Annotated in this window: 22 protein-coding genes and 1 pseudogene; 15 read left to right on the forward strand and 8 right to left on the reverse strand. The window is 64.4% G+C overall.

The features are described from left to right. Nucleotides 1-59 precede the first annotated feature (59 nt). The 4 genes from sucD to HOY44_RS06590 form a co-directional block, all read right to left on the reverse strand. Nucleotides 60-944, reverse strand: a complete 885-nt coding sequence (gene sucD, locus HOY44_RS06575; RefSeq protein WP_138421857.1) for a succinate--CoA ligase subunit alpha — start codon at nucleotides 942-944, stop codon at nucleotides 60-62. A gap of 2 nt (nucleotides 945-946) precedes the next feature. Continuing rightward, nucleotides 947-1,693: a sulfotransferase family 2 domain-containing protein gene (locus HOY44_RS06580; RefSeq protein WP_287433787.1), complete on the reverse strand. Its 747-nt coding sequence runs from the start codon at nucleotides 1,691-1,693 to the stop codon at nucleotides 947-949. Between the two features lie 11 nt (nucleotides 1,694-1,704). Then, on the reverse strand, nucleotides 1,705-2,898 hold the full coding sequence (gene sucC / locus HOY44_RS06585; RefSeq protein ID WP_008333911.1) for an ADP-forming succinate--CoA ligase subunit beta: 1,194 nt from the start codon (nucleotides 2,896-2,898) through the stop codon (nucleotides 1,705-1,707). Between the two features lie 180 nt (nucleotides 2,899-3,078). Then, nucleotides 3,079-3,630, reverse strand: a complete 552-nt coding sequence (locus HOY44_RS06590) for a TetR/AcrR family transcriptional regulator (RefSeq protein ID WP_008333909.1) — start codon at nucleotides 3,628-3,630, stop codon at nucleotides 3,079-3,081. A 120-nt stretch (nucleotides 3,631-3,750) separates the two neighbouring features. On the opposite strand from HOY44_RS06590, the gene HOY44_RS06595 reads away from it, so the two are divergent. Beyond that, on the forward strand, nucleotides 3,751-4,803 hold the full coding sequence (locus HOY44_RS06595) for a glycosyltransferase family protein (RefSeq protein ID WP_287433789.1): 1,053 nt from the start codon (nucleotides 3,751-3,753) through the stop codon (nucleotides 4,801-4,803). Further along, the gene (locus HOY44_RS06600) at nucleotides 4,796-5,812 is read left to right on the forward strand and encodes a glycosyltransferase family 2 protein (RefSeq protein ID WP_287433790.1); all 1,017 of its coding nucleotides are present in this window, start codon (nucleotides 4,796-4,798) and stop codon (nucleotides 5,810-5,812) included. Before HOY44_RS06595 ends, HOY44_RS06600 begins: the two co-directional genes overlap by 8 nt. A gap of 217 nt (nucleotides 5,813-6,029) precedes the next feature. On the opposite strand, the gene mdh is transcribed toward HOY44_RS06600, so the two are convergent. Continuing rightward, on the reverse strand, nucleotides 6,030-6,992 hold the full coding sequence (gene mdh, locus HOY44_RS06605) for a malate dehydrogenase (protein ID WP_008333903.1): 963 nt from the start codon (nucleotides 6,990-6,992) through the stop codon (nucleotides 6,030-6,032). A 152-nt stretch (nucleotides 6,993-7,144) separates the two neighbouring features. On the opposite strand from mdh, the gene HOY44_RS06610 reads away from it, so the two are divergent. Beyond that, nucleotides 7,145-7,897, forward strand: a complete 753-nt coding sequence (locus HOY44_RS06610; RefSeq protein WP_008333901.1) for a sulfite exporter TauE/SafE family protein — start codon at nucleotides 7,145-7,147, stop codon at nucleotides 7,895-7,897. Here the strand turns inward: HOY44_RS06610 and HOY44_RS06615 are convergent. After that, on the reverse strand, nucleotides 7,890-8,201 hold the full coding sequence (locus HOY44_RS06615) for a hypothetical protein (protein ID WP_138421863.1): 312 nt from the start codon (nucleotides 8,199-8,201) through the stop codon (nucleotides 7,890-7,892). The two genes, HOY44_RS06610 and HOY44_RS06615, sit on opposite strands and share 8 nt — an antisense overlap. A gap of 280 nt (nucleotides 8,202-8,481) precedes the next feature. On the opposite strand from HOY44_RS06615, the gene HOY44_RS06620 reads away from it, so the two are divergent. The 12 genes and pseudogenes from HOY44_RS06620 (at nucleotide 8,482) to creD (ending at nucleotide 18,427) form a co-directional block, all read left to right on the forward strand. Further along, nucleotides 8,482-9,336, forward strand: a complete 855-nt coding sequence (locus tag HOY44_RS06620) for an HpcH/HpaI aldolase/citrate lyase family protein (RefSeq protein ID WP_008333896.1) — start codon at nucleotides 8,482-8,484, stop codon at nucleotides 9,334-9,336. 3 nt (nucleotides 9,337-9,339) lie between these two features. Then, a complete protein-coding gene (locus tag HOY44_RS06625; RefSeq protein WP_287433795.1) occupies nucleotides 9,340-9,885 on the forward strand; it encodes an NnrU family protein in 546 nt (181 codons plus the stop codon). A gap of 9 nt (nucleotides 9,886-9,894) precedes the next feature. Then, the gene (locus HOY44_RS06630) at nucleotides 9,895-10,098 is read left to right on the forward strand and encodes a DUF1737 domain-containing protein (protein WP_008333892.1); all 204 of its coding nucleotides are present in this window, start codon (nucleotides 9,895-9,897) and stop codon (nucleotides 10,096-10,098) included. Nucleotide 10,099: 1 nt separating this feature from the next. Continuing rightward, the gene (locus tag HOY44_RS06635) at nucleotides 10,100-11,134 is read left to right on the forward strand and encodes a MaoC family dehydratase (RefSeq protein ID WP_287433797.1); all 1,035 of its coding nucleotides are present in this window, start codon (nucleotides 10,100-10,102) and stop codon (nucleotides 11,132-11,134) included. A 28-nt stretch (nucleotides 11,135-11,162) separates the two neighbouring features. Continuing rightward, nucleotides 11,163-11,708 (forward strand): hypothetical protein, encoded by a 546-nt coding sequence (locus HOY44_RS06640; RefSeq protein ID WP_138421867.1) that lies wholly within the window; start codon nucleotides 11,163-11,165, stop codon nucleotides 11,706-11,708. 38 nt (nucleotides 11,709-11,746) lie between these two features. After that, nucleotides 11,747-13,021 (forward strand): annotated as a pseudogene (locus tag HOY44_RS06645) (DUF4344 domain-containing metallopeptidase); the annotation flags it as partial. A gap of 18 nt (nucleotides 13,022-13,039) precedes the next feature. Beyond that, complete coding sequence (locus HOY44_RS06650; RefSeq protein WP_246146584.1) at nucleotides 13,040-13,279, forward strand: DUF4344 domain-containing metallopeptidase; 240 nt, start codon at nucleotides 13,040-13,042, stop codon at nucleotides 13,277-13,279. Nucleotides 13,280-13,448: 169 nt separating this feature from the next. Beyond that, entirely contained in the window at nucleotides 13,449-13,832 is a 384-nt protein-coding gene (gene sdhC, locus HOY44_RS06655; protein WP_287433799.1) for a succinate dehydrogenase, cytochrome b556 subunit, read from the forward strand. 10 nt (nucleotides 13,833-13,842) lie between these two features. Next, nucleotides 13,843-14,220: a succinate dehydrogenase, hydrophobic membrane anchor protein gene (gene sdhD, locus HOY44_RS06660; RefSeq protein ID WP_008333881.1), complete on the forward strand. Its 378-nt coding sequence runs from the start codon at nucleotides 13,843-13,845 to the stop codon at nucleotides 14,218-14,220. Between the two features lie 10 nt (nucleotides 14,221-14,230). Beyond that, nucleotides 14,231-16,036 (forward strand): succinate dehydrogenase flavoprotein subunit, encoded by a 1,806-nt coding sequence (gene sdhA, locus HOY44_RS06665; RefSeq protein WP_008333878.1) that lies wholly within the window; start codon nucleotides 14,231-14,233, stop codon nucleotides 16,034-16,036. 12 nt (nucleotides 16,037-16,048) lie between these two features. After that, on the forward strand, nucleotides 16,049-16,828 hold the full coding sequence (locus HOY44_RS06670) for a succinate dehydrogenase iron-sulfur subunit (protein ID WP_008333876.1): 780 nt from the start codon (nucleotides 16,049-16,051) through the stop codon (nucleotides 16,826-16,828). Between the two features lie 195 nt (nucleotides 16,829-17,023). Continuing rightward, nucleotides 17,024-18,427, forward strand: coding sequence for a cell envelope integrity protein CreD (gene creD, locus HOY44_RS06675; protein WP_287433802.1), 1,404 nt, complete (start codon nucleotides 17,024-17,026; stop codon nucleotides 18,425-18,427). Here creD and HOY44_RS06680 read toward each other — a convergent pair. After that, nucleotides 18,411-20,930 carry an ABC transporter permease gene (locus HOY44_RS06680; protein WP_287433803.1) on the reverse strand — a complete coding sequence of 840 codons (2,520 nt, stop codon included), beginning with the start codon at nucleotides 20,928-20,930 and terminating at the stop codon, nucleotides 18,411-18,413. The two genes, creD and HOY44_RS06680, sit on opposite strands and share 17 nt — an antisense overlap. Then, nucleotides 20,927-21,595, reverse strand: a complete 669-nt coding sequence (locus HOY44_RS06685) for an ABC transporter ATP-binding protein (protein ID WP_287434730.1) — start codon at nucleotides 21,593-21,595, stop codon at nucleotides 20,927-20,929. The genes HOY44_RS06680 and HOY44_RS06685 overlap by 4 nt, the downstream gene beginning before the upstream one ends. Nucleotides 21,596-21,630 lie beyond the last annotated feature (35 nt).

Raw genomic sequence — 21,630 nt, forward strand, 5'->3', positions numbered from 1 at the left:
GGCTTCACCTGACAAAATGGTTTACGCGCGCCCGGACCATACCGGACACGCGCGTTTTCTTACTTGCCGATCGCTTCCAGCACGGCTTCGCCAAGCTGGGCCGGGCTTTCCGCGACGACGATACCAGCCGATTTCATGGCTTCGATCTTGTCCTCGGCACCGCCCTTGCCGCCAGCCACAATCGCGCCAGCGTGGCCCATGCGGCGGCCCGGAGGGGCCGTGCGCCCGGCAATAAAGCCCGCGACGGGCTTCTTGCGACCTTTTTTGGCTTCGTCCTTAAGGAATTGTGCCGCTTCTTCTTCGGCGGAGCCGCCGATTTCACCGATCATGATGATCGACTCGGTCTCGTCATCCGCGAGGAACCATTCCAGCACGTCGATGTGCTCGGTGCCCTTGATCGGGTCGCCGCCGATGCCGACGCAGGACGACTGGCCAAGGCCGACGTCGGTGGTCTGCTTCACGGCCTCATAGGTCAGCGTGCCCGAGCGGGACACGACTCCGACGGTGCCGCGCTTGTGGATGTGGCCCGGCATGATGCCGATCTTGCAGGCGTCGGGCGTGATGACACCGGGGCAGTTCGGGCCGATCAGGATCGACGACGACCCTTCCAGCGCGCGCTTGACCTTCATCATGTCCATGACCGGGATGCCCTCGGTGATGCAGACGATCAGCTCCATCTCGGCGTCGATGGCTTCGAGGATCGAGTCGGCGGCGAAGGGCGGCGGCACGTAGATGACGGAAGCGTTGGCTTCGGTCTTGTGCTTGGCCTCGTGGACCGAATTGAACACGGGCAGATCCAGGTGCGTCTGGCCGCCTTTGCCGGGGGTCACGCCGCCGACCATCTTGGTGCCATAGGCGATCGCCTGTTCCGAGTGGAAGGTGCCCTGCGAGCCGGTGAAGCCCTGGCAGATCACCTTGGTGTTTTCATCAACGAGTACGGCCATTGTTATATGGTTCCTGTCTGTTGCGTGTTGCGTTGGTCGCGGCGGGGCATATCGACCCACTGTCCCAGAAAGTCGTATTCGGGTGCCAGCCACGTCATGAGTGCGTCAAAGGCCGCGTCCGACAGGTCGTCGATCGTGGCCCTGTAGGCCTTTGGGGAAGCGTTCCGGTGCGGAATGGTGAAATCGGCCACACCGGTACGCGCGCGGATGTCGGTTTGAAGCTGGTCCAGCTCGCGCACTGTATAGATGCGGTCGTAGATCCCCAGATCGGGGCCAAGGAGCCAGCTTGCCGACTGCACGTGATGGGCGACGGCCGGATAGGTCGCGGCATAATGGTCGAGGTTCAGCACGAACTGGTCGAGCGTCGGGCGCGGGTCCAGCATCGGCTGCGCCCCCATCCCGCCGGTGACCTTGCGCATGATCCGGGTCAGACCCGATCCCATGCGCCGGTCGTTCGCAATCTCCAACCGGCCCGCCCCCATGACCCGCTCCGACCAGGTGGACAACACCCGTTCGGCGGGGTCACGGATCACGGCGAAAAGCCAGGGGTTTTCGAGCTGGGCGAAATCACCCCGCTCGAACCGCGTCGTCGGAAAGGCCTGCTGGAGCCCCAGCCGCTTGCCGTTCGCCTCGACGCCCCTGAACTCGGCGCCATGCTCGAGCCGGTACATGGCCCGTTTCAACGACGTGCACGCGGCCTTGGGAACGGCCGCGTAAACGAGGTTGTATGTCGGGACCACGAAGACCATTCGTCCGGGCCTTAGCCTTTCACCGCTTTCACGATCTTCTGCGCGCCGTCCTTCAGGTCGTCGGCAGCGATCACGTTCAGGCCGGAGTTCGCGATGATCTCTTTCCCCTTGTCGACGTTCGTGCCTTCGAGGCGGACGACGAGCGGCACTTCGAGGCCGACCTCCTTCACCGCGGCGATCACGCCCTCGGCGATGACGTCGCAGCGCATGATGCCGCCGAAGATGTTCACGAGGATGCCTTTCACGTTCTTGTCGGACGTGATGATCTTGAAGGCTTCCGTCACTTTCTCTTTCGTGGCGCCGCCGCCGACGTCGAGGAAGTTGGCCGGTTCCGCACCGTAGAGCTTGATGATGTCCATCGTCGCCATGGCGAGGCCCGCGCCGTTCACCATGCAGCCGATCTCACCGTCGAGCGCGATGTAGTTCAGGTCGTACTTGGACGCCTCGAGTTCCTTCGAGTCCTCTTCCGTCTCGTCGCGCAGGTTGGCGATGTCCGGCTGGCGGTAAAGCGCGTTGCCGTCGAAGCCGAACTTGGCGTCGAGCACCTTGAGGTCGCCACCGTCGGTGACGATCAGCGGGTTGATCTCGAGCATCTCCATGTCGCGCTCGGTGAACACCTTGTAAAGGGTGCCCATCAGCGACACGCACTGCTTGACCTGCGGGCCTTCGAGGCCGAGGGCGAAGGCGATGCGGCGGCCGTGGAACGGCTGATAGCCGGTCGCGGGATCGACCGAGAAGGACAGGATTTTTTCGGGGGTCGACGCGGCCACCTCTTCGATGTCCATGCCACCTTCGGTCGAGCAGACGAAGGACACGCGCGAGGTTTGGCGGTCCACCAGCAGCGCGAGGTACAGTTCGGTTTCGATGCCCGAGCCTGCTTCGATGTAGATGCGGTTGACCTGCTTGCCCGCCGGGCCGGTCTGGTGCGTGACCAGCGTGCGGCCGAGCATCTTCTTGGCTTCTTCGGCGGCTTCTTCCACCGACTTGGCAAGGCGCACGCCGCCCTTTTCGCCGGCGCTTTCTTCCTTGAAGTGGCCCTTGCCGCGGCCGCCAGCGTGAATCTGGGCTTTCACGACCCAGAGCGGGCCGTCCAGTTCGCTGGCTTTGGTCTTGGCTTCTTCGGCCTTCATGACCACACGGCCATCGGAGACCGGAGCGCCATAATCGCGAAGGAGCGCCTTCGCCTGATATTCATGGATGTTCATGAACTCGTCCCATCTGGTTTGCGTTCGGGCCCTACATGCACCCGCGCGAACCGCCATGAAACGTATTTTTCGGTGTTACCGATAAAATGGCCAAGAATTGCGCAGCTTGTGATCACACCCCGCGAAGTCGTGATCACAAAACTCCGGTGCGTCAGCCGGTCGCAGCGGAGATTCGGGGCCTCAGCCCTGTTTTTGCAGCCCGCGCATCATCAGGTCATAGGCGGCGCGCCGGCCTTCGGGCCCGATATTCGGCGTGGTCGCGGCGGCTGCCAGCATGACGGCAAAGATCACGATGTCGGCTTCGCGCAGATCCTCGCGCACCGTTCCCGCCGAAATCGCGGCCTGAACATGGGGGCGGAGCAGCGCGTGGAAGCGGTCGATGGCTTCGAGCAGAACCGGGTCTTCGCGGCTTTGCGCGCGCAGGAAATCGGCGACCGGCGCGTAGTGGATCATCTGATCGTAGAACATCGGGGTGATTTCGTTGATCGACGTCTCGGTCACGTCCAGCTTGCTGCTGGTTTCTTCGAGCTTGCTCAGGAACAGATCCAGCATTTCGTTGATAAGCGCGCGGCGGTCCGGAAAGTGCCGGAAGAACGTCGCGCGCCCCACGCCGGCCCGTTGCGCGATGGAGTCGAGTGGTGCCCCGACGCCGCGCTCGACGAAGATTTCATCCGCAGCCTCGAGGATGCGCACACGATTTTCGGCGAAATCCGCCCTGCGTTTAACTGCCATGTCAGTCCTTTGTCCGTCATCGTGTTGTGACGCCTCGAACACCAAAACAAAAGGGTTAACTGGACTTGAAGCCGTCAATGACCCTAGCTTAACACAAATCACGGCACAAATGACCCCCAAGTGAAACAGAACGTATCGACTGCATCGGGAAAACCGCCGCGTTGGGGCGTCGTGGCCACGGTGCGCGAGCCGGTCGCGCTGATCGTGGGCTTCGCCTGTCATCACCTCGCACTGGGCGCCGAGCGGGTTCACCTGTTCTTCGACGTGCCGCATGACCCGGCGGCCAAGGTGGCGGCGACCATTCCCGGTGTCACGGTGACGCTATGCGACGCCGACTACTGGCGAGAGGCCGGGTTCGCAAAGCCACCCGCGCTTCAAACCAAACGACAGACGGTGAATGCGAACCGGGTCATGGCGCAAAGCGATCTGGACTGGCTGCTTCACGCGGATGCCGATGAGTTGCTCTGGTTGCCGGGGCCGCTGGCCGACGAGCTGTCGCAGGTGCCCGAAGGCGCGTGGCTTCATATTCCCAATGTCGAGAGATGCTGGCAGGCGGCACCGGACGGCGAGATCTACGGCGGGATTTTTCGCGGGCCGTTGCATGACATGCCCGGTCTGGCGGAACGGGTCTATGGCAAGCGGGCGGCGGCGCTGTCGGGCGGCATGGGCGGCTATTCCGCGGGCAAGGCCATGGCCCGCGTCGGCGAGGGGTTTCTGGCCATCCACAAGGTGCGCGACGCCGAAGGAGCGCCGGTGCGCCCGTCGGTCCCGGCACCGGGCGCGCGCATCCTGCATTTCGACGGGATCACGCCCGCGCATTGGGCGCTCAAGAACCTGCGCTATGCCGAGCAGGGCGCGGCCATGAACCAGCTTCTGAACACACAGCGCATGGCCTCGATCGGCGCGATCCTACAGGCGCCGAACCCCGAGCGGGCCGGGGCGCGGGTCTATGAGGCGCTCTATCGCCTGAACGAGGACGAGGCCGCGACACTGCGCGAGGCCGGGGCGCTCTTTGACTACCCTGTGGATGTGGCGGGGGCGGTCGCGCGGGTGGCCCCGCATCTTTCGCCGGGTTTCAGCGCAGAGGGGTTCGACCGGCTGCATCGGGCCGAGCTTTCGGCCCGTGCGCAATCCATCGTCCGCCAGAAGCGTCAGGCCAGACGCAATGCCTGATCGCCGTTGGGGCGTCGTCGCGACGGTGCGCGAGCCGCTTGACCTCGTGCTCGCCTTCGCCTGCCATCACCTCGACATGGGGGCCGAAGTCACGCTGTTCTTCGACGACCCCGAAGATCCGGCAGCGGCGGTGCTGGACCGTCTGGACGGCGTTCGCGTGATCCGCTGCGACGCCGCGCATTGGGCCGCGTTTGGATGGGACAGGCGGCCGGACATACAGACGCCGCGGCAGAACACCAACTTCCGGTGGGCCGTGGCACGGGGGCTGGCGGATTGGCTGATCCATCTGGACGCGGACGAGTTCCTCTGGGCACCGGAAGGGGTCTGGCACGACGTGGACGCGGTGGGTGACGCGGATTGGCTGGCCGTTCCGCCGTGGGAACGGGTCTTGGCGCCCGGCGATACGGGGCTTTTCGCCGGTGCGTTCCGGAGCGCGGTCGAGGGCGGGCTGGCCGACATTTACGGCGATGACGCCCGTTTTCTGGAGCCGAAGGGGATGGCCGGCTATGCCTCGGCCAAGCCGATGGTGCCCGCTTTGACGCCCCACCTCGTCGTGACGCACCGGGTCATGGGGCCAGACGGGCCGCGGCCGCGGCGCAGAGCCGAAAGGATGCGCATTCTGCATTTCGAAGGGCTGACGCCGACGCACTGGGCGGTGAAGCAACTCCGCTATGCCGTGCAATCGGAGCGGCGCATCCTGATGCGGCCGGCACGTTACGCCGCTTTGCGCGAAATCATCGCGGCGCAGGACGTGAGAGCGGCGGCGCTCGAGCGGTTCGACCGGACCTATCGACTGCCGGCCGACACGCTTGCGACCCTGTCGGCGCGCGGGGCACTGCACAGCGTGCCGTTCGATATCGAGGGCATCGTCGCGCGTCACGCTCCGCAGGTGGAATTCGATGCGACCGGCGCGCGGCTGGACCTCGCCCTCGCCCCCCGTCTGGACGAACTTGCCGCAGAAGTGGCGGCACGTCGGGGCGCCCTGCTTGCGGTGCCTGCGCCGGGATGAGGGACGGTGGGGCGTGGTTCGGAAAGGGCTCTTGGACGCGCGAGTCAGAATCCTAGGATACTAGGATTCTAGTATCCTCCCCGAAAACATCCCTTTTCTTCCAAAGACTTAACTCCACACAACCTCGCCAAAGGTTAACGCAGCCCCTTCACCCCCCCAAAACGAAAAAGGGCCAGGCAACCGCCCGACCCTCTCTAAACTTACCTGTGGACTGCGATCAGCCGAGGTTCGAGTCGATGCCCTTGCAGGCTTCGACAAGGCCCTTCACCGCTTCGACCGAGTTGTCGAACATCGCCTGCTCGTCCTTGGTCATCTTGATGTCCACGATGCGCTCGATGCCGCCGGCACCGATCACGGTCGGAACGCCGACATACATGCCGTTCAGGCCCAGCGCACCATCGACCCATGCCGCGCACGGCAGCAGGCGTTTCTGGTCCTTGAGATAGGCTTCCGCCATCTCGATGGCCGAGGCGGCGGGCGCATAGAACGCCGAGCCGGTCTTGAGCAGGCCGACGATTTCGGCGCCGCCGTCACGTGTGCGCTGCACGATCGCGTCGAGCTTGTCCTGCGTCGTCCAGCCCATCTCCACCAGATCCGGGAGCGGGATACCGGCGACGGTCGAATAGCGCACCAGCGGCACCATCGTGTCGCCGTGGCCGCCGAGCACGAAGGCGGTGACGTCTTTCATCGACACGTCGAATTCGACCGACAGGAAGTGGCGGAAACGACCGGCGTCCAGAACGCCGGCCATGCCGACGACCTTCTCCGGCGGCAGGCCGGAATACTGCTGAAGCGCCCAGACCATCGCGTCGAGCGGGTTGGTGATGCAGATCACGAAAGCATCCGGCGCGTTGTCGCGGATGCCTTCGCCGACCGATTTCATCACCTTCAGGTTGATGCCGAGGAGGTCGTCACGCGACATGCCGGGCTTGCGCGGCACACCGGCGGTGACGATGCAGACGTCCGCGCCCGCGATGTCGGCGTAATCGTTCGTGCCCTTCAGCGCCGCGTCGAAGCCTTCGACCGGGCCGCTTTCCGCGATGTCCAGCGCCTTGCCCTGCGGGGTGCCTTCGGCGATGTCGAAAAGGATGACGTCACCGAGTTCCTTGAGGGCGGCGAGGTGAGCGAGCGTGCCGCCGATCTGGCCTGCGCCGATGAGCGCGATCTTGGGTCGAGCCATGTGATTGATCTCCGATCAGGTTTTACTGTCCTCGCGCTGCCTAGCCCCGTTCACCAGACGGCGCAAGGGCGCTGCATTGCGGCAGGATGCCTTGCAGGCCCCGTTGATACCGCTAAAGGTGTGGGCAATCAGAGACTTCGGGAGCGCGCGCTTTGGAAATCGACCTCATGTTCTTCCTCGTCGCGATCCCGGCCGTGATCTTCGCGGGGATTTCCAAGGGCGGCTTCGGGTCCGGTGCGGCCTTTGCCGCGACGCCGCTTCTGGCGCTGATTCTGGAACCCGGACAGGCCGTCGGTCTGATGCTGCCCCTTCTCATGCTGATGGATGTCACCGCGCTCAAGCCCTACTGGAAGAAGTGGGATCGCTTCGCAGCACTGATGCTGATCCTCGGCGCCATTCCCGGTGTGGCGCTTGGTGCGGTCTTCTACCATCTGGCCGATCCGGATTTGTTCAGGCTGCTGATCGGCGCCGTCGCGATCGGGTTCGTCGCGTTTCAGCTGGCGCGGAAATTCGGGCTGCTTCGGCCCGCCCGGCAGCCGATGGGCCGAACCGGCGGGCTCATCTCGGGCACGGTCGGTGGCTTCACCTCGTTCGTCAGTCACGCTGGCGGCCCGCCCGCCGCGGTCTTCCTTCTGTCGCGCGGGCTGGACAAGACGACGTATCAGGCGACCACCGTCCTTGTGTTTTGGGCGATCAACCTGATGAAGTTCGTGCCCTATATGTTTCTGGGCATCTTCACTTGGCAGTCGCTCAAGGCGGACGTGATGCTGATTCCCGCCGCGGTGATCGGCGTCTGGCTCGGGGTCAAACTTCACGACATCATCCCCGAGCGCCTTTATTTCACGATCACATATACGCTCCTCGTCCTCACCGGGACCAAGCTGATCGCGGATGCGCTTACGTAGGCTGGCCCGCAGGCGTCACCTCGTCCTCGACACGTTCCCAGGCCTGGCCCGCACCGATGATGCAGGTGCGCCCGTCGGGCGTGGTCATGGTCAGGGTCCATGTGCCGGTTTCGGGCGAGGCGAACATCTCGACGATCCGGTTGCCGGACGCGAGTCCGATTGACTGGCGCGCCTCGCCGAAGCGGTCGGCCAAGTGTCCGACGACATGGTCACGGGTCGAGCAATTGGCGGTCTGGGCGGCTGCGGTCGACGCGGCGAGCGTGGACAGGCAGACGAGGGTCGATGCGATAAGGGTCCGTTTCATGGTTCGGTCCTTCAGGTCGGGGCTTGCTGGCCAGCCGGTAGTCCGACGGCAAACCCTGTGACATCGCCGGGCTTGTCCCCGTGGCGTGATGGCCAACCGCATTGGGCCTCCGTCGCCCGGCTTGTGCATTCATCCTCGCGCCACATCCCCGAAAGTTTGGTTAACCGCAGGAGCGTTGCGTCGTCTCGCCCGCGTTTTTCTGCATTGCGGCACATTGACCCTTGCCAATTCGTGCGCTCCATGTTGGTTTCGCGCAACAAAATTGCTCAGAGGTAGAATCATGACCCAATCGACGCGCCCCGTCCGCTCCGTGCTCTACATTCCCGGCTCGAAAGAGCGGGCGCTGGACAAGGCGCGGGGGTTGCCCGCCGATGCGATCATCTTCGACCTCGAAGACGCCGTGACCCCCGACGCCAAGGCGGATGCGCGGGCCACCCTGCGCGCGGAACTGGACAAGGGCGGCTTCGGCAACCGGATGCGGATCGTGCGCATTAATGGGTTCGATACGGTCTGGGGTCGTCAGGACGTCGAGGCGATGCAGGGCGCCGAAATCGACGCGCTGCTTCTGCCCAAAGTGAACTCGGCCTATGACCTGCAAACGCTGGCCGACATGATCCCCGATGTCCCGCTCTGGGCGATGATGGAGACGCCCGAGGGCATCCTGAACGCGCGCGAGATCGCGGCCCACCCGCGACTGGCGGGGATCGTCATGGGCACCAACGATCTGGTCAAGGAACTGGGCTGCCGCGTCACGCCCGACCGCTCCACCGTCATGACCAGCCTTCAGATCAGCCTGATCGCGGCCCGTGCCGCTGGCGCCCTGATCGTCGATGGTGTCTACAACGCGTTCAAGGACGACGACGGCCTGCGCGCGGAATGCGAACAGGGCCGCGACCTCGGCTTCGACGGCAAGACGCTGATCCACCCGGCCCAGATCGACATCGCGAACGAGCTCTTCGCGCCCTCCGAGGCCGACATCGACCTCGCCCGCCGCCAGATCGCGGCCTTCGAAGAGGTCGAGGCATCGGGACAGGGCGTGGCGGTCGTCGATGGAAAGATCGTGGAGAATCTGCATATCGTGACCGCGAAAGCTCTGCTCGCGAAAGCAGAGGCCATCGCCAGTCTCGAAGGATAAGCCATGCTCGTTCTCATTCTGGGCGTCCTCATCTGGGCGCTCGCGCATCTGTTCAAACGTATCGCGCCCGCGGCGCGCGCCAATATGGGCGACAAGGCCAAGGGGCCCGTCGCGCTTTTGTCTTTCGCCGGGATCGTCCTGATGGTGATCGGCTACCGGATGTGGGACGGGTCGGTCTACTGGGGCCGCAGCCCCGCGATGGTTGGCATCAACAACCTGCTCATGCTGTTCGCGGCCTACCTGTTCGCGGCGTCCGGCATGAAAACGTGGATCACGTCCAAGATCCGCCACCCGCAGCTTACCGGCGTAAAAACCTGGGCCATCGCGCACCTGCTGGTGAACGGCGACATGCCGTCCTTCGTGCTGTTCGGGGGCCTTCTGGCCTGGGCCGTGATCGAAGTGATCCTCATCAACCGTCAAGCCAAACCCGCCAAGAACACCGGACCCTTCCCGGTCGGCAAGGAAATCGGAGCTGCGGTCGGTGCCGTCGTCGTTTTCGCCGCCATCGCGGGCGTCCACTACTGGCTCGGCTACCCGGCGTTCGGATAAGGAGCAGCCATGCAACTCTATCGATTTCTGTCCGCCGACGACACGTCGGAGTTCTGCCACAAGGTGACGGCGGCCCTGAACAAGGGCTGGGTGCTTCACGGCAGCCCGACCTATGCCTTCGACGCGGCCAACGGCGTGATGCGCTGCGGTCAGGCCGTCACCAAGGACGCCCCCGGCGACTACCACCCCGACATCAAGCTGGGAGAGCAATAGCGTGGCAAAGACCAATCCGGGCCGGTTTTTCGAGGATTATCGCATCGGCGAAGTTATTACCCATGCCGTGCCGCGCACGGTATCGGGGGGCGAGCGTGCGATGTATCACGCGCTCTACCCGGCCCGTCACGCGCTCTACTCCTCCGACGAATTCGCGCGGGAATGCGGGCTGGATGCGTCACCGTTCGACGATCTTGCCGCGTTCCACGTGGTGTTCGGCAAGTCCGTCCCGGACATCTCCCTGAACGCGGTCGCCAACCTTGGCTATGCCGAGGGTCGCTGGCTGAAACCGGTCTGGCCGGGCGACACGTTGCGCTCGGAATCCAAGGTGATCGGGCTCAAACAGAACTCGAACGGCAAATCGGGCGTCGTCTACGTCAAGACGACCGGCTACAACCAGCATGACGAGCCGGTGCTGGAATATATCCGCTGGGTCATGGTGCGGAAGAAAGACCTTTCCGCCGATGCGCCTGACACGCTGGTGCCGGAGTTGAAACAGGTCGTGCCCGTGGAGGATCTGGTGATCCCCGAAGGGCTCGACTTCTCGCGCTACGAGTTCAAGCTGGCGGGCGAGCGGCACAGGTTCGGCGATTACGAGATCGGCGAAAAGATCGACCATGTGGACGGCGTGACCGTCGAGGAAGCCGAACACATGATCGCCACGCGCCTGTGGCAGAACACGGCCAAGGTGCATTTCGACGCGACCAACCGCGAGGACGGCAAGCGCCTGATCTACGGCGGGCACGTGATTTCGATGGCCCGGAGCCTCAGCTTCAACGGTCTGGCCAACGCGCAGATGATCGTCGGCCTGAACGCGGGCGCCCATGCCAACCCCTGCTTCGCGGGCGACACCGTGCGGGCATGGTCCGAAGTGCTCGACAAGGCCGAAACCCCGTCGCCCGGCGTGGGGGCGGTGCGGTTGCGGCTGGTGGCGACCAAAGGCGACATTCAGGACTTCGCGCTCAAGGGCGAGGACGGGAAATACCTGCCCCACGTGATGCTCGATCTTGACTACTGGGCGCTGATGCCGATGTGATGACCCCGTTACTTAGGGGTATTCGCACATGAAATTTCTGAAAGAGGGGCTTGGCTTCGTCGGCGGACTGCTGGCTGCCGGCGTCGCCGGTTTCGCCCTATTCGATCGCGCCACCGATACGACGGTCAGCACCATCGACGACCTCGTCGCTAGTCTCGACAGCATCGCCACGTCGATCTCGGATCAGGGGATCGCGCCCCAGAACGACGAACAGTTGGAAAAGGCCATCAGCGCCTTGGGCGGCGTTTCGCAGGCTCTGGCCGAAACCGCCGACAACAGTGGCGAAAGCGGCTCTTACCTGCGCGTCTTCAGCGGTGTCTTCGACCTTCCGCCCAACAGCGCGGTCGACCTCGACGCGCCGGACGGCGATTTCGCCAGCCTCGGCTTCCACCGTTTCAAAAGCGGGAGCGAGACCTGGGCCGGCGTCTATTTCAACGGCGAGGAGCATAACCTGCTTCCCGGCGAATTGCTGAGGTTCCCGCAGGAAACGGAAACCTGTCAGGTCATGTATGTCGGACCGACCGATGCCGAGGCGACCGCGGCGCGGTTTCGGTTTCGGTGCCGCGACAGCTAGTTCTTGACGGCGCCCGCGGTTCGCGCCCTCATGTAGCCATGCGTTTCGCGGCTGCCATCGCCCTCGCCCTGTCTTTCTCTCCGGCGCACGCCGAAGGGGACAAGGATTTCTACACCTTCGCAAAGCCGGGCGGCCAAACCCTTCAGGCCGCCCCTGCCCGCGTCGATCCCGTTCAGCTTTATGTCGAGGCGAACGTCACCGAGACGCTTTATCACGAACTGGCCCATGCGCTGATCGACCTGCTGGACCTGCCGATCTACGGGCCGGAGGAATTCGCGGCCGACACCTTCGCGGTCGTCCTGATGAACCGGCTGCATGACGACGTGACGGTGCAGCGCATGGCGGGCGATGTGGCCCGCAACTACTGGCTCTTCGCGGAAGGCGCGGGAAAGCATCGCGACGACCTTTCGCTGTGGGACGTGCACGGGCCGGACCTGCAACGCTATTACAATTTCGCCTGTCTCATGTACGGGGTCGATACCGACATGCGGGCCGACCTTGTCGATCTGTTCGATCTGCCCGAAGCGCGGGCGCGCACCTGCGACGAGGAATATGCGCTTGCGGAAACGTCATGGAACGCGGTGCTCGATGGTCTGGTCACCGATGCGCCGGGGCAGACCATCCGGCTCGACTGGGTGATGAACGAGGACGACCATCTGACCCGTTTCGTGCGGAGCGAAGTCGCACGGCTGAATGCCGAAATGGTTCTGCCCGAGACACTGAATATCAGCGTGATCCCCTGCGGCGAGGCGAATGCCTTTTACGACCCGGGCCTGCTGGAGATTCAGATCTGCACGGAATTTGGGGAAGAACTGGCCAATATGGCCCGCTAGGGGGATACCGAATTGCTGAAAGAACTCGCCACGGCGGCCCTTGTGGGACTGCCGTCTCTTGCGGTGGCGCAGGATGTGGAAGCCTTCGTGGAATCGAACATCTTGGCCACGCTTTATCACGAACTGGGCCACGCCCTGATCGACATTCAGGACGTGCCGATCTTCGGGCAGGAGGAGGACGCGGCGGATGTTCTGTCGATCCTGCTCGTCGATGCGTTCTGGGAAGAAGAGGACGCGGTCGGCATCGCCTATGACGCGGCCTTCGGGTTCCTGACCGAGGCGGACATGGCCCGCGAGGCCGGGGAAGAGCCGGTGTTCTGGGACGTGCACGGACCGGACGAACAACGGTATTACAACCTCGTCTGCATCTTTTACGGCGCCAACCCGGACGAGCGGGACGACGTGGCCGAGGAGCTCGGCCTGCCCGAGGAGCGCGCCGAATGGTGCGAGGACGAGTTTAATCAGGCCAACACCTCGTGGGGACAGGTCTTGGACGCGATGGCGGAGGCCGGAGAAGGAGAAACCTTCGTGGCGGGCGAATTCGAGCGGGACGACTATATCGCCGATCTTCTGTTCGACGAGATCGACGCGCTGAACGCGGAATTCAGCCTCGACGACGATCTGGTGATCTCATACGCGGGTTGCGGCGAGGCGAACGCCTTCTACGACCCGGAATATCGCGAGATCACGATCTGCACCGAATATGTCGATTTCCTCGCAGAAATGGCGGATTGGTGATTTGTGATCACGCGGACTTTGACCGTGATCACAAATGTCACAAAATCTTCACGTTAGCGCCGATCAAACGCGATTTGGTGGAATCCACCCGTGACTCTCGGTCAATTTTGTCTATGGATGGGGCCGAATTGCAAACAGCTCGTCGCCAACTGCATCGAAAGGTCGCTTCATGGCTGATGTGAACCAGGGCAACCGCCCGCTCTCCCCCCACCTTCAGGCCTATCGCCTTCCGCTCAATGCGAAACTGTCGATCCTGCACCGGATCACCGGCGTCGCCACGGGCTTTTCCGGCGTTCTGATCGTCTGGTATTTCCTCGCGCTCGCAACGGGGCCCGAGTATTTCGAGACGGCCAGCGCGGTCCTGACCTCATGGTTCGGGGATATCGTGTTCTTCCTGTCGATCTGCGCGCTCTGGCTGCACTTCGCCAACGGCGTTCGGCACCTGATCTGGGACACGGGTTCGCACTTCGGACAGAAAACCGTGAACCGCTCGGCCTTGATCGGCATCGGCTTCGCCGTCGTCATGGTCATCGTGACCATCATCGTCGGATAAGGGGGACATCATGCGTTATCAGACCGACCGCGCCCGCGTCGAAGGCCTTGGCTCCGCCAAGCAGGGCACCGGGCATTTCTGGGAACAGCGGATCAGCGCCATCGCGCTCCTGTTCCTCGTGCCGCTCTTCGTCTTTCCCTTCGCCTACAACCTTGGCGACGGATACGAAGCGGTGCGCGCCGCATACGCGCATCCGGTGAACGCGATCATCGCGATCGCCTTTTTCCTGACCGCCTTCCTGCACCTCTTCCAAGGTGTGCAGGTGGTCGTCGAAGATTACGTGCATGGCCGCGCCGGGATGGTGATCATCATCGCCACCCGCCTGCTCTGCACGCTGTTCGCGCTCGTCGGCGTCTACGCCGTCATCCGCATCTCGCTGGGCGCCTGAGGGACAAGACATGGCTGAATACGAATACGAAACGCACGAATACGATGTGGTCGTGGTCGGTGCCGGTGGCGCGGGCTTGCGCGCGACGCTGGGCATGGCCGAGCAGGGTCTGAAAACCGCCTGCGTGACCAAGGTGTTCCCGACCCGCTCGCACACGGTGGCCGCGCAGGGCGGCATCGCCGCCTCGCTGTCGAACATGGGGCCGGACAACTGGCAGTGGCACATGTACGACACCGTGAAGGGGTCCGACTGGCTGGGCGACACGGATGCGATGGAATACCTCGCCCGCGAAGCGCCCGCCGCCGTCTATGAGCTCGAACACTACGGCGTGCCGTTCTCGCGTACCGAAGAGGGCAAGATCTACCAACGTCCCTTCGGCGGCCACACCACCGAATTCGGTGAAGGCCCGGCCGTGCAGCGCACCTGCGCCGCCGCCGACCGCACGGGTCACGCGATCCTGCACACACTCTACGGTCAGTCGCTCAAGAACAACGCCGAGTTCTATATCGAATATTTCGCCATCGACCTCATCATGTCCGACGACGGCGTGTGTCAGGGCGTGGTGTGCTGGAAGCTCGACGACGGCACCATGCACGTGTTCAACGCCAAGATGGTGGTGCTGGCGACGGGCGGCTATGGCCGCGCCTATTTCTCGGCCACGTCCGCCCACACCTGCACCGGCGACGGTGGCGGCATGGTGGCGCGCGCGGGCCTTGCGCTTCAGGACATGGAATTCGTGCAGTTCCACCCGACCGGCATCTACGGCTCCGGCTGTCTCATCACCGAGGGCGCGCGCGGCGAAGGTGGCTATCTCACCAACTCCGAGGGCGAGCGGTTCATGGAGCGTTACGCGCCCCAATACAAAGACCTCGCCCCGCGTGACTACGTCTCGCGCTCGATGACAATGGAAATCCGCGAAGGGCGCGGTGTCGGGGCCGAGGGCGACCACATCCACCTGAACCTTTCGCACCTGCCCGCTGAGGCGCTGGCCGAGCGGCTTCCGGGTATCTCCGAATCCGCGAAAATCTTTGCGGGCGTGGACGTCACGAAAGAGCCGATCCCGGTTCTGCCGACCGTTCACTACAACATGGGCGGTATCCCCACGAACTACTACGGCGAGGTTCTGAACCCCACCGCCGACAACCCGAACGCCGTCGTTCCGGGCCTCATGGCCGTGGGCGAAGCGGGCTGCGCGTCGGTCCACGGGGCGAACCGCCTTGGTTCCAACTCGCTGATCGACCTCGTCGTGTTCGGCCGCGCCGCCGCGATCCGCGCGGGGGAGGTGGTGGACGCCAAGTCCCCGGTGCCGACCCCGAACCAGGCTTCCATCGACGCGGCCTTCGACCGTTTCGACGGGTTGCGCCACGCCGACGGCGGCACGCCGACCGCCGAACTGCGCCTTGAAATGCAGAAGACGATGCAGGCCGACGCCGCCGTGTTCCGCACCGACAAGACGCTGAAAGAGGGTGTCGAGAAGATGACCGCCATCGCGGGCAAGCTGGCCGACCTCAAGGTCACCGACCGCTCGCTGGTGTGGAACTCGGACCTGATGGAAACGCTGGAGCTGACCAACCTCATGCCGAACGCGCTGGCCACCATCGTCGGCGCCGAAGCTCGCAAGGAAAGCCGCGGCGCGCACGCGATGGAGGATCACACCGCCCGCGACGACGAGAACTGGCGCAAGCACACGATCTCCCGCGTCGACGGCGACAAGGTGACGCTGAGCTACCGCCCCGTCATTCTCGATCCGCTCACGAAAGAGGATCAGGGCGGCATCGAACTCAAGAAAATCGCGCCCAAGGCGCGGACGTTCTAAGGAGAGAGATCCATGGTTGAATTCGCACTCCCCAAGAACTCGCGCATCCGGACCGGCAAGACCTGGCCCAAGCCCGAGGGCGCCAAGAACGTGCGCAAGTTCCTGATCTATCGCTGGACGCCGGATGACGGCCAGAACCCGCGCGTCGACACCTATTTCGTCGACATGGACACCTGCGGTCCGATGGTTCTGGACGCGCTCATCAAGATCAAGAACGAGATCGACCCGACCCTGACCTTCCGCCGCTCCTGCCGCGAAGGGATCTGTGGCTCCTGCGCGATGAACATCGACGGCGGCAACCACCTCGCCTGCATCTACGGTCTCGACGAGATCAAGGGCGACGTGAAAATCTATCCGCTGCCGCACATGGACGTCGTGCGCGACCTCGTCCCCGACCTCACGCATTTCTACGCGCAACATGCGTCGATCATGCCGTGGCTCGAAACCAAGACGAACGCTCCGGCGAAGGAATGGCGCCAGTCGATCGAAGACCGCAAGAAGCTCGACGGTCTTTACGAATGCGTCATGTGCGCCTCCTGCTCGGCCTCTTGCCCGAGCTACTGGTGGAACTCCGAACGCTACCTCGGCCCCGCCGCGCTGCTCCACGCCTATCGCTGGATCATCGACTCGCGCGACGAGGCGACGGGCGAGCGTCTGGACGATCTGGAAGATCCGTTCAAACTCTACCGCTGCCACACGATCATGAACTGCGCGCAGACCTGCCCCAAGGGTCTGAACCCGGCCAAGGCCATCGCGGAGATCAAGAAAAAGATGGTGCAACGCACGATCTGATCGGCACAGGCCGGCCCAACGATCCCAAAGCCCCGCTCCGGCGGGGCTTTTTGTTGCGTCCCGCTCTTCAAGCGCGCGGCGCTCTCATCGTGAAGAGCGGGCACAAGCCCGGCGATGAGCACCGCCCCACCGCCCAAGAACATTGCGCACCCCGTCGTTCCGCCGCATGATCGCGCCCATTCAGGGAGGACTTTCATGCGGCGTTCACTGGGCTTTCGGTTTCTCATCGTCGGCATTCTGACCATCCTCATGGTCATTCCCCTGATCCTCGCCTCCGAGGTCATCAATTCGCGCAAGAACTATTCCCGCGACGCCATGGTCGAGGTGGGTCGCGAATGGGGCGGCGCGCAGGTGATATCCGGCCCGATCCTCGTCGTCCCGGTGCAGGAAACTATCGACCGGGTGGTGCAGGAGCAGGTGACGGACCCTGCGACCGGCAACATTCAGACCGATGGCAACGGCAACCCGGTGCTGCAAAGCGTGACCAAGCGCGAAACCGTGTGGCGCAGCTCGATCTACGTGAATCCCGACCGCTTCGACGTGACCATCGACACCACGACCGAGATGCGCCATCGCGGTATCTTCAACGTGCCGGTCTATCGCGCGGACGTCGATATGGCGTTCGATTTTCCGACCGACCAGATCGAAGCCCAAGCACGCGGGCAGGAGGTGATCCGATGGGATGCAGCCTACCTTATCCTCAACATCAGCTCCAACGCCGCCCTGCGCGGGGTGGCCGAGCTGACCGTGGACGGCGAAGACGTGGCAATCGAACCGCTCGCATCCGCGGGCAACAGCGCCGGGATCACAGCCGATCTGGGCGATCCGCGCGGGATGGAGGCGTTTTCGATGCGTCTGGGCCTCAATGGGGCGCAGACGCTGAAGATCGCGCCGGTGGGACGGCAGACCGCCGTCACGCTCGCCTCGGACTGGCCGCACCCGAGTTTCACCGGGGGCTTTCTGCCCGACGGCTCGACCATCACCGATGACGGGTTCGAGGCGACATGGACGATCCCGCACCTCGCACGCACCCTGCCGCAACTGAGCCGCGAGGATTATACCGACGCCATGCGCAACCAGATGGCCTTCGGCGTCGATTACTATGAGCCCAACGATTTCTACCAAAAGGCGTTTCGCGCGGCGAAATACGGCATCCTGTTCATCGCGCTGACCTTCCTGACCGTGCTTCTGATCGACCGCCATACCACGCGGCCCGCGCATCCGGTGCAATACATCCTGATCGGGCTCAGTCAGACGACCTTCGTGCTGCTCATGGTCGCCTATGCCGAACAGATCGGGTTCGGCACGGCCTATCTGCTGTCCTCCGCCGCGACGATCATCCTCATCACCATGTTCGGCTGGTTCGGGCTGAAACTCGGTGCGCGCACCAGCGTGCTCTTCGTCATGCTGGTGGTGCTCTACGCCGTGCTCTACCTGATCCTGCAATCCACCGACTATGCGCTGATCGCAGGCTCCACGCTGGCCTTTATCGCGCTGGCTGCGACCATGTGGATGACGCGGGACGAGGATTGGTATGCGGGAGAGGACGCAAGACCGCTCCGCCGCAAGAAAGAGCCGCCCCCTACTCCCGCGCCCTGAGCACGCGCGCGGGCCGGGCCGAAAGCGGCCGCCACGCGAACGCCAGCCCGGCGAGCAGCGTGACGACCACGCCGCCGATCACGATGGCGGCAGCCGAGACCGGCTCGAACACGAACGTCGTGTCCATCACGAAGGTCGAGATCGCCCAACCCGCCAGCCCCCCCGCGAACACCGCGACGATCCCGGCCGCCCCGCCGAGGATGGCCGAGCGCAAGGCGAACTCGGCAAGGATGCGCCCGCGGGGCGCGCCCAGCGTTTTCAGCACCGCCGCCTCGTAGGTCCGCGCCCTTTCGCCCGCCGCCGCTGCGCCGATCAGCACGACCGCGCCCGTGGCGAGCGTGACCAATGCGCCATAGGTGATCGCGGCGGCAATGGTGCCCAGCAACTCGGTCGCCCGGCCGATCGCGTCGCTAACCGAGATCATGGTGATGTTGGGATAGGTCCGGGTGATATCGCGCATGAGTGCCGCCTCGGCGTCGTCCTCGGCATAGATCGTGGCGAGCCAGCTGTGCGGTGCACCGGAAAGCGCGGCGGGGTTCATGGCGATGGTGAAGTTCATCGCGGCGGATGAAAAATCCACGTCCCGGAAACTGGCGAGCGTTCCGGTGATTTCCCGCCCCAGAATGTTGATCGTCATGGTGTCGCCGATCTCGAGCCCGATTTCCTCGGCCTCCTCGGCCACGAAACTGATAAGCGGGTCGCCCGCGTAATCCTCGGCCCACCATTCGCCTGCCGTGATCTTGGTCCGGTCCGGCAGGGCGGCGGAATAGGTCACGCCCCGGTCGCCCTCGACGATCCAGTGATCGCCCGCGACCTCCTTCGCGTCGCGCCCGTTGATCTGCGTGATGATCCCCCGCAACATCGGGGCCGCGTCCATCCGGCTGACCTTGGGGTCGTTCGTCACCCGGTCGCGCACCGCGTCGATCTGGTCGGGCTGGATGTCGACGACGAAGAAACTCGGCGCGATGTCCGGCAGTTCGCGCTGGATCGCGCCGCGCAGATTGGTGTCCACCTGCCCCACGGCGGCGAGGACAGAAAGACCAAGCCCCAGCGACAGCACCACCGAGGCCGCCTCGTTCCCCGGCCCGCCGACCGACGCCAGCGCCATGCGCAGCATCGGCCGCCCGCGCAGCGCGCGTGTACGGGCCAGCCGACGCGACAGCCCCTTCACCGCACGGCCAGCGCCCACGAGCAACAGAAACGCCACGAAGATGCCGAAAGCGGACCAGAGCGCGATCCGCTCCATGCCCGAAAACCACGTCGCCACCCCCACGAGCAGGGCGAGAAGGACACCGGTGGACAGCACATAGACCGGACGCGGCCAGCCCTCCGGCGTACCACCATCCCGAAACAGCGCCGCGGCGCGCACGTTTTCAGACTTGGCCAGCGGCCAGAGCGTGAACAGCGCCGCCGCGATCAAGCCATAAAGGGCCGCTTCGGCAAGGGGTCCGGGGCGGATCGTGATGTCGGCGGGGATCGGAAGAGCCGCCGAGATGATCGGACCGAAGACGATGGGGAGGAGCGCGCCAAGGATCAGCCCCAGCACGATCCCCTTCACCGCGAGCACCCCGATCTGAAACGCATAGACGGCAAAGATCGTGCGGCGCCCGGCCCCCAGCGTCTTGAGCGTCGCGATCACCTCGGTCTTTTCGTCCAGATAGCTGCGAACCGCCGCCGAAATCCCCACACCGCCCACGGCCAGCCCCGCGAGCCCGACCAGCACGAGGAAACTGCCCAAACGATCGACGAATTCGCTCACCCCCGGCGCGCCGTTGCGGGCGTCGGACCAGCGCGGGGCGGACCCCGCCATCGCCTGCATCGTCTGTGTTTCCAACGCGGAAAGGTCGGTCCCGTCGGGCAGCCGCATCCGGTATTCCGAGTTGAACAGCGTGCCTTCGGTGATAAGCCCTGAGTTCGCCAGCCCGTCGATGTGAACCAAGGTGGGCGGCCCAAAATCGAACCCGCCGGAGCCATCGTCGGGGAAGGACATGAGCCGCGCCGACAGCCGAAATTCCTGCGCGCCGAGGAAAAACGTGTCGCCGGGCGCGATCTGCAACCGTTCCACCAGAAGCGGTGCCATGACTGCGCCCGGCAAACCGTCCCGCAGCTCGAGCGCCTCGTCCAGCGGCATGACCGGGTCCAGCACGGTTTGACCATAGATCGGGTAGACCCCATCCACCGCCTTGACCTGCGTCAGCGCCGTATCGGCGTCGCCCGGAAGCCGCGCCATCGAGCGGAAGTCGATCACTTCCCCCACCTCGTCCGCCACGCTGGCGAGGTAGTCCAGATCGTCCGCAGACGCCCGGCGATAGGTCAATTGGACCGAGGCATCGCCCCCCAGCAGCACGGCCCCCTGTTCGGCGATCCCCGCCTGAATGGCGGAGCGCACCGACCCGACCGCCGCGATCGCCGCGACACCCAGCGCGAGGCAGGCCAGAAACACGCGAAACCCGGTGAGGCCGCCGCGCAGTTCCCGTCGGGCGATACGCCACGCAACACTCACGCCAGCACCCCGTCGGCCAATCCGATGACCCGGTCGCAGCGTTCGGCCAGCTCCGGCGCATGGGTGACCAGGACAAGCGTCGACCCGTGGCGATCCCGCAGCCCGAAGAGCAGGTCCATGATCGCCTGCCCGGTGGCCCCGTCGAGGTTGCCCGTAGGCTCATCGGCCAGCAAAATCTCCGGCCGCGTGACGGCGGCCCGCGCCAGCGCCACCCGCTGTTGCTCGCCGCCCGACATCTGCGACGGGTAGTGCCCGCTTCGATGGCCCAGCCCCACCGCCTCCAGCTCCGCCTCGGCCCGGTCGAAGGCGTCGCGGGTTCCCGCCAGTTCCAGCGGGGTCGCGACATTTTCAATGGCCGTCATCGTCGGGATGAGGTGGAATGACTGGAACACGACACCCATATGATCCCGACGAAAGCGGGCGAGCGCATCCTCATCCATCGGCCCGAGGTCTTGGCCCAAAGCGGCCACCCGGCCTGAGTTCGCGCGCTCCAGCCCGCCCATCAACATCAGGAGCGATGATTTGCCCGAACCGCTTGGCCCCGTCAGCCCCAACGTCTCCCCCCGTGCGACCGAAAGCGTGATGCCACGCAGGATATCGACCGGCCCGGCATTGCCCATGAGGCTCAGCTTGGCATCGGTCAGGTCGAGAACGGGGTCGGTCATGCGGAAAGCCTTTTCACGGATCGTGCCCAAGGGAT

Origin of the sequence: Maritimibacter sp. (genome assembly GCF_016774595.1) — a bacterium.
Lineage (GTDB): Bacteria > Pseudomonadota > Alphaproteobacteria > Rhodobacterales > Rhodobacteraceae > Maritimibacter > Maritimibacter alkaliphilus.